This window comes from Xanthomonas theicola (assembly GCF_014236795.1).
Lineage (GTDB): Bacteria > Pseudomonadota > Gammaproteobacteria > Xanthomonadales > Xanthomonadaceae > Xanthomonas_A > Xanthomonas_A theicola.
The window spans coordinates 2,133,533-2,148,691 of record NZ_CP049017.1; the positions used below are offsets into that span (position 1 = coordinate 2,133,533).

The 15,159-nt window shown below is 67.5% G+C and carries 8 protein-coding genes and 3 pseudogenes; 6 read left to right on the top strand and 5 right to left on the bottom strand.

The window, feature by feature from the left end:
* Positions 1 to 24 precede the first annotated feature (24 nt).
* The 4 genes and pseudogenes from G4Q83_RS09815 to mutS all read left to right on the top strand — a co-directional run bounded on the left by G4Q83_RS09815 (position 25) and on the right by mutS (position 6,849).
* Positions 25 to 1,635 carry a hypothetical protein gene (locus G4Q83_RS09815; protein WP_246432340.1) on the top strand — a complete coding sequence of 537 codons (1,611 nt, stop codon included), beginning with the start codon at positions 25 to 27 and terminating at the stop codon, positions 1,633 to 1,635.
* A pseudogene (locus G4Q83_RS09820) lies at positions 1,607 to 2,757 on the top strand (IS3 family transposase). The gene G4Q83_RS09815 and the pseudogene G4Q83_RS09820 overlap by 29 nt, the downstream one beginning before the upstream one ends.
* Positions 2,726 to 3,480 (top strand): IS5 family transposase gene (locus G4Q83_RS09825; protein ID WP_425509766.1). Its coding sequence is split into 2 segments (ribosomal slippage): positions 2,726 to 3,032 and positions 3,032 to 3,480, totalling 756 coding nucleotides; the frame shifts between segments, so codons are not numbered across the junction. Before G4Q83_RS09820 ends, G4Q83_RS09825 begins: the two are co-directional and overlap by 32 nt.
* A 771-nt stretch (positions 3,481 to 4,251) precedes the next feature.
* Positions 4,252 to 6,849, top strand: a complete 2,598-nt coding sequence (gene mutS / locus G4Q83_RS09830; RefSeq protein ID WP_386273373.1) for a DNA mismatch repair protein MutS — start codon at positions 4,252 to 4,254, stop codon at positions 6,847 to 6,849.
* A gap of 52 nt (positions 6,850 to 6,901) precedes the next feature.
* On the opposite strand, the pseudogene G4Q83_RS09835 reads toward mutS, so the two are convergent.
* A pseudogene (locus tag G4Q83_RS09835) lies at positions 6,902 to 7,555 on the bottom strand (glutathione S-transferase family protein).
* A gap of 57 nt (positions 7,556 to 7,612) precedes the next feature.
* A pseudogene (locus G4Q83_RS09840) lies at positions 7,613 to 8,318 on the bottom strand (helix-turn-helix transcriptional regulator).
* Positions 8,319 to 8,749: 431 nt separating this feature from the next.
* Here G4Q83_RS09840 and katG point away from each other — a divergent pair.
* Positions 8,750 to 10,996 carry a catalase/peroxidase HPI gene (katG, locus tag G4Q83_RS09845; RefSeq protein ID WP_128421698.1) on the top strand — a complete coding sequence of 749 codons (2,247 nt, stop codon included), beginning with the start codon at positions 8,750 to 8,752 and terminating at the stop codon, positions 10,994 to 10,996.
* Positions 10,997 to 11,179: 183 nt separating this feature from the next.
* Here katG and G4Q83_RS09850 read toward each other — a convergent pair whose 3' ends face one another.
* Both G4Q83_RS09850 and G4Q83_RS09855 read right to left on the bottom strand, forming a co-directional pair.
* Positions 11,180 to 11,977 carry an IS30 family transposase gene (locus G4Q83_RS09850; RefSeq protein WP_185817391.1) on the bottom strand — a complete coding sequence of 266 codons (798 nt, stop codon included), beginning with the start codon at positions 11,975 to 11,977 and terminating at the stop codon, positions 11,180 to 11,182.
* A gap of 163 nt (positions 11,978 to 12,140) precedes the next feature.
* Positions 12,141 to 12,548: an RNA-binding S4 domain-containing protein gene (locus G4Q83_RS09855; RefSeq protein ID WP_128421710.1), complete on the bottom strand. Its 408-nt coding sequence runs from the start codon at positions 12,546 to 12,548 to the stop codon at positions 12,141 to 12,143.
* Positions 12,549 to 12,867: 319 nt separating this feature from the next.
* Between G4Q83_RS09855 and G4Q83_RS09860 the strand changes: the two genes are divergently transcribed.
* Positions 12,868 to 14,328, top strand: a complete 1,461-nt coding sequence (locus G4Q83_RS09860) for an MATE family efflux transporter (RefSeq protein ID WP_128421711.1) — start codon at positions 12,868 to 12,870, stop codon at positions 14,326 to 14,328.
* A gap of 278 nt (positions 14,329 to 14,606) precedes the next feature.
* Here G4Q83_RS09860 and rplS read toward each other — a convergent pair whose 3' ends face one another.
* On the bottom strand, positions 14,607 to 15,023 hold the full coding sequence (gene rplS / locus G4Q83_RS09865; RefSeq protein ID WP_128421712.1) for a 50S ribosomal protein L19: 417 nt from the start codon (positions 15,021 to 15,023) through the stop codon (positions 14,607 to 14,609).
* Positions 15,024 to 15,159: the final 136 nt, after the last annotated feature.

A 15,159-nucleotide genomic window follows, 5' to 3' on the forward strand; every position in this document is an offset into this window, starting at 1 on the left:
GCGGGCACCTCCGTCAACGACCCCGTGCCAGGCGTGCTGCCGCTGCGCAATGAGACGACGTTCGAGCAGGACTTCACCGACAAGGCCTTGCTCAACGCGCACATCACTCCGCACTTTGCCGCCGTGCGCCGCGACCTCGCTGCTCGCATGGGTAGCGCGAAGTCGCCTATGGTGCGCGAAGCGGGACGTTTACTGTTCCGCGATGGTGTCGGTTACACCGACCGATCCGTCGCCGTCCAGGAGTCTGCCAGTGAGTTCTCCAAGCGCCACCTGGCCGTCATGGAGACCGAATGGCGCGGTGGCGTCAACGCTGCGTGGGATGCCTACAAGCAGCGGACCGGCACCCAATGGTGGAACTTTGCCGAACGTGCCAAGTTCAACGAGGAGGTCGGCCGCGCTGTCCGTGGTGCCCTTGATGTCTCCAATGAGGCAAGGACAGCCGCAGCGGCTGTCGCCAAGACGATGCAGGATGCGCTCAGGCTCGCCAAGGAGAGCGGGCTGGACGGCTTTGCGGACCTGTCGAAGAACGCTAATTACCTGCCCCGCTATTGGAGCAGCAAGGGCTTCCGGCGTCTCTTTGGCGAATTGGACCTGCACGAAGACACAGTGATCGATGGCCTCATCAAGCCTGCCATGCGGCGTGCTTGGGCGGCGGCGGGGGATCAAGCCACCGAGATCGACGACGAACTACTGAGCGCGGTAGCCCGTTCCTATCTCAAGCGCGCTCAGGCGAACTTTGAGGGCGACGGCGCGGGTCTCCTACAACGGCCCCTAGAAAGCGATGCGGTGGAAGAGATTGGGAACATGCTGGCAGAGGCCGGTGTCTCACCCACGCGCTCTCAGGAGCTTCTACAGGCACTGCAACGGCAGGGTGATAACGAAGGCAGACTGGATCGGGCAAAGAGGCGAATCGACCTCGACGAGAGCTACTCGACCACGCTGCGCAACGAAGCGGGAAAATCCGTGGAAGTCTCCATGGCCGACCTGTTCGACAACGACGTCGATTCGGTCATGGCCCGTTATCTGCGCGAGATCGCGGGGTGGTCTGCGCTGTCTTCCAGAGCAGGCATCAAGAACCCAGGCCAGCTCGACCGATTCGTTGCACAGGTGAAGCGGGATGCTCTCAAGGCCGGAGACGACGTAAAGGACATTGACCGACTGTTGGACATCGGCGTCAAATCCGCGTTTGGCCGCAGCACCGAGCTTGATCCGGCCAGCAGCGGGGCGCGCTATGCGCGGTTCCTGCGCAACTACAATTTCGCCCGCGTAATGAATCAAGTGGGGTTCTCTCTCTTTGCAGAACTAGGCCCGGCAGTGGCACACGGAGGCGTTCGCAACTTCGTCAGCTCCGCCGTTGCGGTGAGGTCGTTCCTAAAGCGCGGCGCAGATGGCAAGCTGTCCTCCAAAGAAGCCCGCGTGGTCGAGCGCCTGTTTGCACCCGGCACGGACTGGCTGCGCAATCCACCCTTCCTACGACTGGACGAGGACGCCTTTGTCCCGCAAACCTTCAACGTCAAGTACGGCGAGAAGATCGACAACGCGATGGACCGGCCAGCCTTTCGTAGACATCCGGACGCCATAATTGATGGCAATGACCGAGGTGTTTATGGGCAACAGCAAGCAGTACACGGATGAGTTCCGGGCCGAGGCGGTGAAGCAGGTGATCGAACGCGGCTTCACGGTGGTGGATGTGGCCTCCCGAATCGGGATTCCCAAGCACACGCTATACGGGTGGGTGCAGGCCGCCAGGAAGATGGCGCCGGCAGCCGGCGCTGCAGCGGCGTCGACCGACTCAGCGGAGATTCGCCGGCTCAAGGCCGAACTGAGGCGGGTAACCGAGGAGCGCGACATCCTAGAAAAAGCCGCCGCGTACTTTGCCAAGGGGTAAGGGCGAAGTACGCGTTCATGCGTGCGCACGTCCGGGAGTTTCGTCTGGCGACGATGTGCCGGGTGCTGGGCGTGCATCGCAGTGGTTACTAGGCCTGGCTGCGCAACGGCACCAGCGTCCGCGAACGCGAGGACCAGCGCTTGCTGGGCCTGATCAAGCACCACTGGCTGGCCAGCGGCGCGGTGTACGGCTATCGCAAGCTCACCCTGGATCTGCGTGAGGCCGGCGAGCGTTGCAGCCGTCACCGGGTGCGGCGCTTGATGAAGGCCGAAGGCTTGCGAGCGCAGGTTGGCTACGGCAGCAAGCCGCGTTAGCGGGGAGGTCCGGTCGGCGTGGTGGCGAATGTGCTCAACCGGGACTTCATTCCGCAGGCCCCGAACAAGGTCTGGGTCACGGACATCACCTATATCCGCACCTACGAGGGCTGGCTGTTCTTGGCAGCGGTAATGGAGCTGTATTGGCGCCAGATCGTGGGTTGGGCAACCGCTTCGACAATGACCAGCGATCTGGTGCTGCAGGCACTGGTGGCAGCGGCGTGGCGGCGCAAGCCCGGTCCTGGCGTGATGGTGCACTCCGACCAGGGCTGGCAGTTCACCAGCAGCGATTGGCAGTCGTTCCTGAAGGCGCACCGGATGGTGCCGAGCATGAGCCGACGCGGGAACTGCCATGACAACGCCGTGGCCGAGAGCTTCTTCAGCGTCTTGAAGAAGGAACGTATCAAGCGTCGGATCTACCCGACACGCGCCATGGCGGCATCGGACGTGTTCGACTATATCGAGATGTTCTACAACCCGATCCGCCGGCATGGTTCCGCTGGCGGCGTGTCACCGGTAGAGTTTGAAAGGCGCTACGCGCAGAGCGGCGACTGAGTGTCTACGGAAATCTGGCCGGTCCAGCATGACCAACCTGCAAGTGGTCAACGCCATCCTTTACGTTGCCGAGCATGGCTGCAAATGGCGCGGCCTGCCCAAGCGCTTTGGCAACTGGCACACGGTGTACACACGCATGAACCGCTGGGCCAAGGCGGGTGTGCTGGACCGGATGTTGGCCCAATTGCAGAAGTCCCAGATCGTGCGCATCAAAATCGAAGCAATCTCGCTGGACTCCACCAGCATCAAGGTGCATCCCGATGGCACGGGCGCATTAAAAAAAACGGTCCGCAGGCCGTCGGCAAGTCCCGCGGTGGATGGAACACCAAGATTCATATGGTTGCCGCAGATGCTCGAACAGCCATCACCTTTGGATTGACGCCTGGTAACGTGCATGACGCACCTGCAGGCCGCACGTTGCTTGAACACCTGGGGCCAGTGGAGCGGCCGATTCATTTGTTGATGGACCGTGCCTACGAAGGCAACCAAACCCGCCAGTTGGCGCTCGATCTTGGCTTCGTGCCGGTGGTCCCGCCGAAATCCAATCGGGTCGGGCCTTGGGAATACAACCGGGAGATGTACAAGCAGCGCAACGAAGTGGAGAGACTGTTCCGTCGCCTGAAAGGCTACCGCCGGATTTTCTCGCGCTTCGAGAAGCTGGATGCCATGTTCCTTGGATTCCTCAGCTTCGTCCTGGTCGTTGATGGGCTTCGGATGTGTTAACAGGCCCTAAATCAAGCTGTTGCATCGACCGGTTGAGACCGCCGATCGTCTTGTCTGCGAGCCAAACCTCAGCGCGCGCAAACCGCGCCAGGCGGTCTTGGACCGCCCGGACGCTGGTGGGCTTGGCCTCTTCTTGTTGCGGACCCGCTTTTCGAGGTTTTCAATGTAGGCGGCGAAGCAGTCCGCCAGGGTGATTCCCTTCAACTCGATCAGGTGTTCGCTGCAGGCTTCCTGCCTAGACGGGTGCTCCCCCGTCTCCCGAACCACTGCCAGCTTCTGCCGGGCCGGCTCGTAGGCCTGCTCAGGGCCATGTCGGCCACGTTGCCCAAAGAAGAAGCGTCGAACCCCGGATGGCCCCCGACAAACCATTTCATACGTGGTGCGGGTGGCGCCCGCGTAAAAGCCCAAGCCAGTCGGGGCTCCCTGGTTGCCGTCCAGCACCCGATAGGGCTTTCCAACCTCCGCTGGGGACGGTGAGGCGATGACGGCCCTGCCCTGCTTCCCCTCGACCGGGCCATTGGCCACGCTCAGTTCGCAGATTTGCCGGTAGCTCAGCTTAAACTTGGTGCCTCGGCGACGCGTGGCAACCGCCTCCGTCGCAACACCGTATCCCTGGTCGATCCGCTGTGTGTCCGTCGCAACATCGATTCGATTCCGTTTGAGTGACCGCCGCAACCGCGGCGCAACAAAGAACACCGTTACTTGCCGTCAGTGACGCGGATCGACCGCCACATCCCGTAAGGACGTTTCTTGCAAACCGCTGATTCCAAAATGAAATCCTCGTCGAACAAAGCCAGTGCCGAGCACACGCCTCTCATGAAGCAGTTCTTCGCCGCCAAGTCCGAGTACCCGGACCTGCTGCTGTTCTTCCGCATGGGCGATTTCTACGAGCTGTTCTACGATGACGCGCGCAAGGCCGCACGCTTGCTGGACATCACCCTGACCCAGCGCGGCAGCTCGGGCGGCGCACCGATCCCGATGGCCGGGGTGCCGGTGCATGCCTACGAGGGCTATCTGGCGCGGCTGGTGGCGCTAGGCGAGTCGGTGGCGATCTGCGAGCAGATCGGCGATCCGGCGCTGGCCAAGGGCCTGGTCGAACGCAAGGTGGTGCGCGTGGTCACCCCGGGCACGGTCACCGACGAGGCATTGCTCGACGAACGCCGCGACACCGTGCTGATGGCGATCGCACGCAACAAGCACGGCTACGGCCTGGCCTGGGCCGATCTGGCCGGCGGCCGCTTCCTGGTCAACGAGGTCGACAGCGAGGACGCGCTGGAGGCCGAGCTGGCGCGCCTGGAGCCGGCCGAGCTGCTGGTGCCCGACGAGGACCAGTGGCCGGAGTTTCTGCGCGAGCGGCGCGGCGTGCGCCGCCGCGCGCCGTGGCTGTTCGACGCCGACAGCGGCCGCCGCCAGTTGCTGAGTTTCTTCCAGCTGCACGACCTGAGTGGCTTCGGCATCGACGACAAGCCTCGCGCCACGGCTGCCGCCGGCGCCCTGCTCGGCTATGTGGAGGAAACGCAGAAGCAGCGCCTGCCGCACCTGACCGCGATCGCGACGGAGACCGCCGCCGAGGCGATCGCGATGAACGCGGCCACCCGCCGCCACCTAGAGCTGGACACCCGGGTGGACGGCGATACGCGCAACACCCTGCTCGGCGTGCTCGACAGCACGGTCACGCCGATGGGCGGACGCCTGCTGCGGCGCTGGCTGCACCGCCCGCTGCGCCTGCGCGAGGTGCTGGTGCAGCGCCACCACGCGGTCGGCACGCTGATCGACCGCGGCGCCGACGCCGACCTGCGCGATGCGTTCCGCGCGCTCGGCGACATCGAGCGCATCCTCACCCGGGTGGCGCTGCGCTCGGCGCGCCCGCGCGATTTCTCCACGCTGCGCGACGGCCTGGGCCTGCTGCCGACGGTGCGCGCGGTGCTGGCGCCGCTGGATTCGCCGCGGCTGGCGGCGCTGGCCGCCGAACTGGGCCGGCACGACGAGATCGCGCACCTGCTGGCCTCGGCGATCGCCGAGCAGCCGCCGCTCAAGCTCGGCGACGGCGGCGTCATCGCCGCCGACTACGACGCCGAACTGGACGAGCTGCGCCGGCTCAGCACCCACGCCGACCAGTTCCTGATCGACCTGGAAGCGCGCGAGCGCGCCAGCAGCGGCATCGCCACGCTGAAGGTCGGCTACAACCGCGTGCACGGCTACTACATCGAGATCAGCAAGGGCCAGGCCGACAAGGCGCCGGTGCACTACAGCCGGCGCCAGACCCTGACCAACGCCGAGCGCTACATCACCGAGGAACTGAAGAACTTCGAGGACAAGGTGCTGTCGGCGCGCGAGCGCGCGCTGTCGCGCGAAAAGCTGCTGTACGAAGCGCTGCTGGACACGCTGGGCGAACGCCTGGAGCCGCTCAAGCGCGCCGCCGCCGCGCTCAGCGAACTGGACGTGCTGGCCGGCTTCGCCGAGCGCGCGCAGGCGCTGGACTGGGCGCCGCCGGAACTGGAGCGCGCGCCGTGCCTGCGCATCGAACGCGGCCGCCACCCGGTGGTGGAAGCAGTGCGCGAGCAGCCGTTCGAACCCAACGACCTGGACCTGCATCCGGACCGGCGCATGCTGGTGATCACCGGCCCGAACATGGGCGGCAAGTCCACCTACATGCGCCAGAACGCATTGATCGTGCTGCTGGCGCACATCGGCAGCTACGTGCCGGCCGCGCGCGCGGTGATCGGCCCGATCGACCGCATCCTGACCCGCATCGGCGCCGGCGACGACCTGGCGCGCGGCCAGTCCACCTTCATGGTCGAGATGGCCGAGACCAGCTACATCCTGCACCACGCCAGCGCGCAGTCGCTGGTGCTGATGGACGAGATCGGCCGCGGCACCTCCACCTACGACGGCCTGGCCCTGGCCGACGCGGTGGCGCGCCATCTGGCCCACCACAACCGCTGCTACACCCTGTTCGCCACGCACTATTTCGAACTGACCACGCTGGCCGACGAATCGGTCGAAGGCGGCGCCAGCGGCATCGCCAACGTGCACCTGGACGCGGTCGAGCACGGCGACCGGCTGGTGTTCATGCATGCGGTCAAGGACGGTCCGGCCAACCGCAGTTTCGGCCTGCAGGTGGCGGCGCTGGCCGGCCTGCCGAAGAGCACCGTGGCGCAGGCGCGGCGGCGGCTGGCGGAGCTGGAGCAGCGCGGTGAAAGCCATGCCTCGCAGATGGCGCCGCAGGCGCTGGACGCGCCGCAGCAGTTCGGCCTGTTCGCCGCCGCGCCCTCGGCCGCGCAGGAAGCGCTGGCGGCGCTGGACCCGGACGAGCTGACGCCCAAGCAGGCGCTGGAAGCGCTGTACCGGCTCAAGTCGCTGCTGTAGCGCTGCAGCGCGCGACCTACCGCACGCATGCGAACGGCAGGCGCCGCCTCGCTCAGGCTGGCGCCGACACGCTGGGCGGCATGTCCGGATTGGGATGCGCCGCGACCAGGGCGTCGTCGACGGCATTGGCGCGCAGCAGCGCGGGGCGGCCGCCATGGCGCTGCGCGAAGGCGACGAACGGCGGACGCGGTTCGAGCAGGCCGATGCGCAGGTAGAAGCCCAGCACCGCCGCCGCATACAGGTCGGCGGCGCTGAAGCGGCGCCGGCCAGATGCTCGCGGCCATCGACCGCCAGCGCCAGCGTGTGCAGCAGATCGTCCTCGTTGCCGTAGCCGGCACTGCGCGCCGGCGCCAACGCCCCGCCCTGCTTGGCGGTCAACAGCGACTCCAGCGGGCCGGCCAGGAAGAACAGCCAACGATAGCAGTCGGCACGTGCCGGCGACCCCGGCGGCGGCGCCAGTTGCCGCTCCGGCACCAGCTCGGCCAGATAGGCGCAGATCGCCGCGTTCTCGGTGACCACCGTGGCGCCGTGGCGCAACGCCGGCACCTTGCCCATCGGCTTGATCGCCAAGATAGGCCGGCGCCTTCATCGTGGTGCCGTAGTCGAGCACGACCGTCTCGTACGGCACGCCGGTTTTCTCCAGCATCCAGCGGGCGAGGCGACCGCGCGACATGGGGTGGGTGTAGAGCACGATCTCGGTGGACATGGGCAGACTCCGTGGTGGACAGCCTGCAGTGTGGTCGCGCCCTGCTGACACCTGCTGTCAGCAGTCGCTGCCGCCATAGCCGGTGGCGGCGCGCCAGCGCTTGATCAGCAGGTGCCGGCGCGAAGGATGGCGCTCGCCGTCGTCGGCCAGCGCCAGCACCCGTTCGGCGCGGAAATGGCGGAAGTCGCCGCGCAGCTCGCACCAGGCCGCGATCATCCCGTAGCCGCCGAGGAAGGCCATCGCGAACGGCCAGATACGGCGCTGCGAGGCGTTGCCGCCGGCATCGGCATACTCCATCCGCAGCACGTGTTCGAGCCGGATACCGCGGCGCAAGACCGGCAGCCACGGCGCCGGCGGCAACGGCGGCACGGCGTTGGCCTCGGGCACCAGCAGCCCGCTGGTCTCGATCGACAGGCGCAGGGTGCCGGGCAGCGTGACCGCGATCCGCGCCATCGCGCGCTGCGCCGCCTGCGCCAGCTCCGGATCGGCCTGGCGCGCCACCCAGCGCGCGCCCAAGGTCAACGCCTCCAGTTCGTCCTCGCTGAAATTCAGCGCCGGCAGCAGGAAGCCGGGGGCGCAGTACGTAGCCGACGCCGGGGTCGCCGAGGATGTCGGCGCCCTGCGCGCGCAGGGTCGCGATGCCGCGGTACAGGGTGCGCAGGCTGACGCCCAGGCTCGTGGCCAGTTCGGCACCGGGCACCGGCCGGCGGCGTCCGCGCAGGACGTGGAGCAGATGCAGCAGGCGGATCGCGCGGATGGCCATCGGCACAGAACAGTGGGCTTTGCCGTGTTCCGATCGCTGCCGAGGCACAGGCGCGCCTTCGTGCTGCGCCGCGCTCGGCGGGCGGTGGCGGCCGGCCAATGTCTCGCCGCGGCGACCGCGCCGGCAACGCCGGATGCAAGTCCGCGGGCACGTGGTCAGGAAGAGTGCCAGGATCGATCGGCGCAACAGGGCGGGACCCGGACGCGGCCTACCGCATTCCTGGCGTCGCTCCGCTTCGATTTTCAATAGAATTCATCTATAGATTCGTTAAGATCATTCGAATTCCCTAACGCAACGGCCCGGCCTATGGTGTCTTCCGACCGCCGCGCGCCATGCTTACAGGTCTTGCAGACACGTGCCCGGCGCAGTATTCCCGCGTCACGTACGACCACGGTACGCAGCCACCCAGCCTCCATCAAGGTAGCCCAACCATGACCAGCGAATCGAAATGCCCGTTCCACAGCGCCGCCAGCAGCGGCACCACCAACAAGGACTGGTGGCCGCAGCAGTTGCGCGTGGACCTGCTCAGCCAGCATTCGTCCAGATCCAATCCGCTGGGCGAAGCGTTCGACTACGCCAAAGCGTTCAAGGGACTCGACCTGCAGGCGCTGAAGCAGGACCTGCACGCGCTGATGACCGATTCGCAGGACTGGTGGCCGGCCGATTTCGGCCATTACGGCCCGTTGTTCGTGCGCATGGCCTGGCACAGCGCCGGCACCTACCGCATCGGCGACGGCCGCGGCGGCGGCGGCCGCGGCCAGCAGCGCTTCGCCCCGCTCAACAGCTGGCCGGACAACGTCAGCCTGGACAAGGCGCGGCGCCTGCTGTGGCCGATCAAGCAGAAGTACGGCCAGGCCATCTCCTGGGCCGACCTGCTGATCCTCACCGGCAATGTCGCGCTGGAATCGATGGGCTTCAAGACCTTCGGTTTCGCCGGCGGCCGCGCAGACACCTGGGAGCCGGACCAGGACGTGTACTGGGGCCGCGAGAACAAGTGGCTCGGCGGCGACGCGCGCTACTCGCGCGGCTCGCCGGGCGTGGAGGAAGCGCATGGCGTCCTGGTCAAGGACGACGACAGCGAGGTGCGGCACAGCCGCGACCTGGAGAATCCCCTGGCCGCGGTGCAAATGGGCCTGATCTACGTCAATCCGGAAGGCCCGGACGGCAATCCCGATCCGCTGCTGGCCGCCAAGGACATCCGCGACACCTTCGCGCGCATGGCGATGAACGACGAGGAGACGGTGGCGCTGATCGCCGGCGGCCACACCTTCGGCAAGACCCATGGCGCCGGCCCAGCCGACCACGTCGGCGCCGAGCCGGAGGCCGGCGACCTGGGGGCGCAGGGCCTGGGCTGGCACAACAGCTTCGGCAGCGGCAAGGGCGGCGACACCATCACCAGCGGCCTGGAGGTCACCTGGACCACCACCCCGGCGCAGTGGAGCCACGATTTCTTCCAACACCTGTTCAAGTTCGAGTGGGAACTGAGCAAAAGTCCGGCCGGCGCGCACCAGTGGGTGGCGAAGAATGCCGAGGCGCTGATCCCCGATGCGCATGACCCGGCGAAGAAGCGCCTGCCGACCATGCTCACCACCGACCTGGCGCTGCGCGTCGACCCGGCCTACGCCGCGATCTCGCACCGCTTCCTCGAACACCCGGAGCAGTTCGCCGATGCCTTCGCCCGCGCCTGGTTCAAGCTCACCCACCGCGACATGGGCCCGCGTGCGCGCTACCTCGGCGCCGACGTGCCGGCCGAAGAACTGCTCTGGCAGGACCCGATCCCCGCACTGGACCACGTCCTGGTCGATGCGCAGGACATCGCCGCGCTCAAGCGCAGCCTCCTCGATTCGGGCCTGAGCATCGCGCAACTGGTTTCGACCGCATGGGCGTCGGCGTCCACCTTCCGCGGCTCGGACAAGCGCGGCGGCGCCAACGGCGCGCGCATCCGCCTGGCCCCGCAGAAGAACTGGGACGCCAACCAGCCCGAGCAGCTGGCGCAGGTGCTGACCACGCTGGAGCGCATCCAGGCGCAGTTCAATGGCGCCCAGCGCGGCGGCAAGAAGGTCTCGCTGGCCGACCTGATCGTGCTCGGCGGCGCCGCCGCGGTCGAGCAGGCGGCGCACAACGCCGGACAGACGCCGACCGTGCCTTTCGCACCGGGGCGCATGGACGCATCGCAGGAGCAGACCGACGTCGAATCGTTCGCGGTGCTGGAGCCGGTGGCCGATGGCTTCCGCAACTACAGCAAGCGCCGCTGCGCGGTGCCGGCCGAAGCGCTGCTGATCGACAAGGCGCAGTTGCTGACCCTGACCGCGCCGGAGATGACCGTGTTGGTCGGCGGCCTGCGCGTGCTGGGCGCCAATGTCGGCCAATCGGTGCACGGCGTGTTCACCGAGCGTCCCGGCACGCTGAGCAACGACTTCTTCGCCAACCTACTGGACATGCGCATCGAGTGGCAGGCGACCTCGGAGTCCAAGGACCTGTACACAGGCCGCGACCGCGCCACCGGCGAACAGAAGTGGACCGCGACGCGCGCGGACCTGGTGTTCGGTTCCAACTCGATCCTGCGCGCGCTGGCCGAGGTGTATGCCAGCGCCGATGCGCAGGAGAAGTTCGTGCGCGACTTCGTCGCCGCGTGGAGCAAGGTGATGGAGCTGGACCGCTTCGACCTGGCGGCGTGAATTCGTTCGTCGCGGCTGAAGCCGCTCCTACAGGGACTTGCGGCGTGCATTGTAGGAGGGACTTCAGCCCCGACGCCGTCCGAAGCCATTGTCGCTCCCCCAGGGATTTCCGGCGAAGCGGAAGTACGAGGCCTTTTGTGGGAAGGACTTGGCGGTCTCAACCGGTCGATGCAACAGCTTGATTTAGGGCCTGTTAACACTAATGGCCCGAGCGTTTAAACTATCGGGCATGGAAATCACGCCAGCACAATCCCAGTGCCCAGGTACCGCGCGGTCGTCCACCTCGGCCGGACGCTGGCTGATCGGCAGGGCATCTATCATCAGGTTGCGGGCGCCCTTGCGGCTCTTCCCGTGGCGTCCCTGCGCGGTCGGATAACGCACCAGTCGACGCGTGCGCAACTGGGCCAAGAGCTGCTTCTTGAGCACCCCGCGACTCTGAACGAACAGGCTTCGATAGATGGTTTCGTGCGACACCGGCATACTGTCGTTGTTTGGATAACGGCGGACAAGCCATCCGCTGATCTGCTGCGGCGCCCAGCGACGGGCCAGCTTGCTGGCCACCAGGCGGCGAAGCACCCCGCAGCGGGCAAGCAGGCAGGCTTTGGGCCGTTTGGCTTGCGACCAGGCGCGCTCGTCGGCGTGTGTCGCGCGGTAGATCTCACAGCCTGCGTTGCGCTCGATCTCCCGACTGATGGTCGAGACCGCCCGGCCCAAGGCCTGAGCGATCTGGCGCAGGGAACGGCCTTGGCACAGGCCGCGCGAGATCTCCTCGCGCTCAGCCAGCTGGAGTGCTCGTGCCGCTCGTTTGCACGGTCGCGGCGCAAACCCACCGCGCTGCCGAAGGACGTACCGAACCAACGCTTCATCCCGCTCAAGCACCTTGGCGATAACACTCGGCGGCTCGCCCGCCTGCCAGCGCGTCCATAGCTGTTCACGGTCCGCTGCCGACAAATGGCGCCAAACCCTGACTGTTCTGCTCATGATGTCCACCTCCGTCCTGATCAGACTACGGTGTTGCATCGATCGGTTGAGACCACCCTTCAGTCCCGAGGCATGGTGCCTGGGGAAGCGCCGCGCACGGTGATCGCGACCGAGCGGCCACGGCCACCGGAGCGGCGTCTTCGGAAGCAACCGCGCCCAGCGCCTACAGCGCGTCCAGATCGCCCAGCGCGCGGATCAAGCGCCGTGCGCGCTTGTCCGGCTTGCCGTCGGGGGCCTGGTAGCCGTTGCGTTCGGCGCTGCGTTGCGCGCGTTGCTGCGCGCGCCGCTCGCGCGAGGAATCGCTTTCCTGGTACAGCGTCTGCGCGACGCTGGCCGGGCCGCGGTTGTCGCCGAGCGCCAGCACCCGGATCTCGAACACCTCTTCGCCGCGCTCCACGCGCAAGCACTCGCCCACGCGCATCGCGCGCGAGGATTTCGGCCGCTGCCCGGCCACGTCCACCTTGCCGGTGTCCACCGCCTGCTTGGCCAGGCTGCGGGTCTTGTAGAAACGGGCGGCCCACAGCCAGACATCCAGCCTGACCACACTCGGTTGCGCTAGCGGTTCATTCATCGTGCCTGCCGAAATCCACGTTCCTCTGGTGGTCGTCGCGTCGCTCGCTGGACCACTGCAGCGACTGCTGCCGATCGCGGCGCAACCGGCGCCGGCGCGCTGCATCCCCGGTCCACTGCAGATTGCGGCGCGATGGCTGCATTGCAAGTTCCTGCATGCGTTGCGCCGACACCCTGCGCCAAAAGGCGCATCCGCGCCGCGCGGCCGGTCCCGGCGACGGCGCCGGTCCAGCCCCCCCTCGCGGCCACGCCGGGCAGCGTTTCCCCGGCCGTGCGGGCAGGTGCTAGTGTGCCCGGCTTCCCGTCCGTCCAGGCCTGCGATGCCCACGCCTCCCGTTCTCACCGAAGGCCCGATCGGCCGGCAGTTGCTGCTGTTCTCGCTGCCGATCCTGGCCGGCAACATCGCGCAGTCGCTGAACGGCTCGGTCAATGCGATCTGGGTGGGCCGCTACCTCGGCGAGGCGGCGCTGACCGCCGCCGCCAACGCCAACAGCATCATGTTCTTCCTGATCGGCTCGGTGTTCGGCATCGGCATGGCCGCCACCATCCTGATCGGTCAGGCGATGGGCCGCGGCGACCTGGCCCAGGCGCGGCGGGTGATGGGCACCAGCGCGACGTTCTTCATCGGCGTCTCGGTGCTGATCGCGGCCGGCGGCTGGTGGCTGGCACGGCACCTGCTGGCGGCGATGGGCACGCCGGCCGCATCGCTGCCGCTGGCCGAGGCCTATCTGCGGGTGATCTTCCTGGCGATGCCCTTGCTGTACGCCTTCGCGTTCCTGTCCGCGGCGCTGCGCGGCGCCGGCGACTCGCGCACCCCGTTCCGCTTCCTGCTGCTGTCGGTGCTGCTGGACATCGGCTTCAACCCGCTGCTGCTGTTCGGGCTGGGGCCGTTCCCGCGCCTGGGCATCGCCGGCGCCGCCTGGGCCACGCTGATCGCCCAGGGCATCGCCCTGGCCGGGCTGCTGCTGTACCTGCGGCACATGCACCACGTGCTGTGGCTGGGCCGCCAGGATGCGCGGCTGTTCCGCCTGGACCTGCCGATCCTGCGTGCGCTGATCGTCAAGGGCCTGCCGATGGGCCTGCAGATGGTGCTGATCTCGCTGGCGATGATCGTGATGATCTCGATGGTCAACGGCTACGGCACCGACGCCTCGGCCGCCTACGGCGCCGCGCTGCAGCTGTGGACCTACCTGCAGATGCCGGCGATGGCGATCGGCGCGGCGTGCTCGTCGATGGCCGCGCAGAACGTCGGCGCGCAGCGCTGGGACCGGGTCGCGGCCACGGCGCGGCAGGGCGTGCTGTTCAACTTCCTGCTGACCGGCGCGCTGATCGCGCCGCTGATCCTGCTCGACCGCTGGACCCTGGTGCTGTTCCTGCCGCCGCACAGCGCGGCGCTGGAGATCGCGCGCCACCTCAACCACATCGCGGTGTGGTCGTTCCTGTTCTTCGGCGTGACCTTCGTGCTTTCCGGCGTGGTCCGCGCCACCGGCGCGGTGATCCCGCCGCTGCTGATCCTGGCGCTGTCGCTGTGGGGCGTGCGCGTGCCATTCGCGCACCTGCTGCAGCCGCAGTTCGGCGCCGACGCGGTGTGGTGGAGCTTCCCGACCAGCGCGACCTGCGCGATGGGGCTGTCGCTGGCCTATTACCGCTGGGGCGACTGGCGCAAGGCGCAGATGCTGGCGCAGCCCCGCCCGGAGGAAATGGCCCACCCCGCCGAAGTGCCGGCGCAGCCGCCGGCGCCGGTCGCCGAGGTGGCGATCGCGCAGGATCCGGCGCGCTGAGCCGTCTCCGCACCGATACTCGGCAGAGCGGCCGCGGAGGGCCGGGCGCGGCATGAACGCGGTCGGGACGGAAGAAGCCCCGACAGCAATGCCATTGATTTCCCGGCAGGAAGGGCTTCAGCCCCGACCGAAAAGCCTCCCAACGCCATCATGCCCACCGCAAGCCCGGCACATCGCGCACAGGCGCGGCCACCCCGAAATCGCAGGCACATCGCCGCACAAGCGCAAACGGCCGCCCGAGGGCGGCCGTCGCGACAGCGACCGGAGTCGCGGGGGAACTACTCGGCCTTGGCGGCGGCCGCGGCGGCCTGGCGCGCGACCTTGGCCTGCGCAGCGGCGGCCAGGTCTTCCTTGATGCGGGCGGCCTTGCCTTCCAGGCCACGCAGGTAGTACAGCTTGCCGGCGCGGACCTTGCCGCGGCGCTTCACTTCGACCGAGTCGATGATGGCGCTGTGGGTCTGGAACACGCGCTCCACGCCGAAGCCGTGCGAGATCTTGCGCACGGTGAACGAGGAGTTCAGGCCGGCGTTCTTGGTGCCGATCACCACGCCTTCGTAGGCCTGGACGCGCTCGCGGTTGCCTTCCTTCACCTTGACGTTGACGACGACGGTGTCGCCCTGGTTGAACTCCGGCAGCTTGCGCTGGATCTGGGCGGCTTCGAAGTCGGCCAGGATGGTCTTGTTGAGCTTGCTCATGGTGGGCACCGCTTGTGTCTGGTGAGGTGGTCCGGCAGTCGCCGCATGGCGATTGCGCGAGGTGATTACGCGACATCGAGGATGGGCCAAGCGACAGAGGGCTCGACCGGAAAGCCGGATATTCTAACCCAGTCGT

Excerpts from the sequence above, each read along its gene's own strand:
- mutS (WP_386273373.1), top strand. The coding sequence starts at position 4,252 with ATGAAATCCTCGTCGAACAAAGCCAGTGCCGAGCACACGCCTCTCATG.
- katG (WP_128421698.1), top strand. The coding sequence starts at position 8,750 with ATGACCAGCGAATCGAAATGCCCGTTCCACAGCGCCGCCAGCAGCGGC.
- G4Q83_RS09850 (WP_185817391.1), bottom strand. The coding sequence starts at position 11,977 with ATGAGCAGAACAGTCAGGGTTTGGCGCCATTTGTCGGCAGCGGACCGT.
- G4Q83_RS09855 (WP_128421710.1), bottom strand. The coding sequence starts at position 12,548 with ATGAATGAACCGCTAGCGCAACCGAGTGTGGTCAGGCTGGATGTCTGG.
- G4Q83_RS09860 (WP_128421711.1), top strand. The coding sequence starts at position 12,868 with ATGCCCACGCCTCCCGTTCTCACCGAAGGCCCGATCGGCCGGCAGTTG.
- rplS (WP_128421712.1), bottom strand. The coding sequence starts at position 15,023 with ATGAGCAAGCTCAACAAGACCATCCTGGCCGACTTCGAAGCCGCCCAG.